This is a genomic window from Photobacterium chitinilyticum (assembly GCF_004104355.1).
Classification (GTDB): Bacteria; Pseudomonadota; Gammaproteobacteria; order Enterobacterales; family Vibrionaceae; genus Photobacterium; species Photobacterium chitinilyticum.
Window position 1 is genome coordinate 1 of the sequence record NZ_RJLM01000098.1, and the last position, 849, is coordinate 849.

An 849-nucleotide genomic window follows, 5' to 3' on the forward strand; every position below is an offset into this window, starting at 1 on the left:
GGGTTAAGGGACTTGAACCCCCACGCCGTTAAGCGCCAGATCCTAAATCTGGTGCGTCTGCCAATTCCGCCAAACCCGCATATATGACCCGTACTGGGCTCGAACCAGTGACCCATTGATTAAAAGTCAATTGCTCTACCAACTGAGCTAACGAGTCTAAAATAACTTGCGTTACCTTAAACGGTCCCGACGGGAATCGAACCCGCGATCTTCGCCGTGACAGGGCGACGTGATAACCGCTACACTACGGGACCTTTGGGAGTTAACGGGATCGAACCGCTGACCCTCTGCTTGTAAGGCAGATGCTCTCCCAGCTGAGCTAAACTCCCTAGAGCTAAGCGACTTCCCTATCTCACAGGGGGCAACCCCCAACTACTTCCGGCGTTCTAGGGCTTAACTTCTGTGTTCGGTATGGGTACAGGTGTATCTCCTAGGCTATCGTCACTTAACTCTGAGTAATACCTACTCAAAATTGAATATCTATTCAATTCAAGAAAACCATTCGCTTTCATATTCTCAGTTACTTTGGATAAGTCCTCGAGCTATTAGTATTAGTCCGCTACATGTGTCGCCACACTTCCACTTCTAACCTATCTACCTGATCATCTCTCAGGGCTCTTACTGATATATAATCATGGGAAATCTCATCTTGAGGTGGGTTTCACACTTAGATGCTTTCAGCGTTTATCCCTTCCCTACATAGCTACCCAGCGATGCCTTTGGCAAGACAACTGGTACACCAGCGGTAAGTCCACTCTGGTCCTCTCGTACTAGGAGCAGATCCTCTCAAATTTCCTACGCCCGCGACGGATAGGGACCGAACTGTCTCACGACGTTCTGAACCCAGCT

The 849-nt window shown here is 49.0% G+C and carries 3 tRNA genes and 2 rRNA genes; all 5 read right to left on the reverse strand.

Annotated features, from left to right (window positions below):
• Positions 1 to 84: 84 nt before the first annotated feature.
• A tRNA-Lys gene (locus EDI28_RS26015) sits at positions 85 to 157 on the reverse strand.
• Between the two features lie 24 nt (positions 158 to 181).
• Positions 182 to 254: transfer RNA gene (locus tag EDI28_RS26020), tRNA-Asp, on the reverse strand.
• Between the two features lie 2 nt (positions 255 to 256).
• Positions 257 to 329: transfer RNA gene (locus tag EDI28_RS26025), tRNA-Val, on the reverse strand.
• Positions 330 to 333: 4 nt separating this feature from the next.
• Positions 334 to 449 (reverse strand): 5S ribosomal RNA (gene rrf / locus EDI28_RS26030).
• Positions 450 to 525: 76 nt separating this feature from the next.
• Positions 526 to 849 (reverse strand): 23S ribosomal RNA (locus tag EDI28_RS26035); the annotation flags it as partial.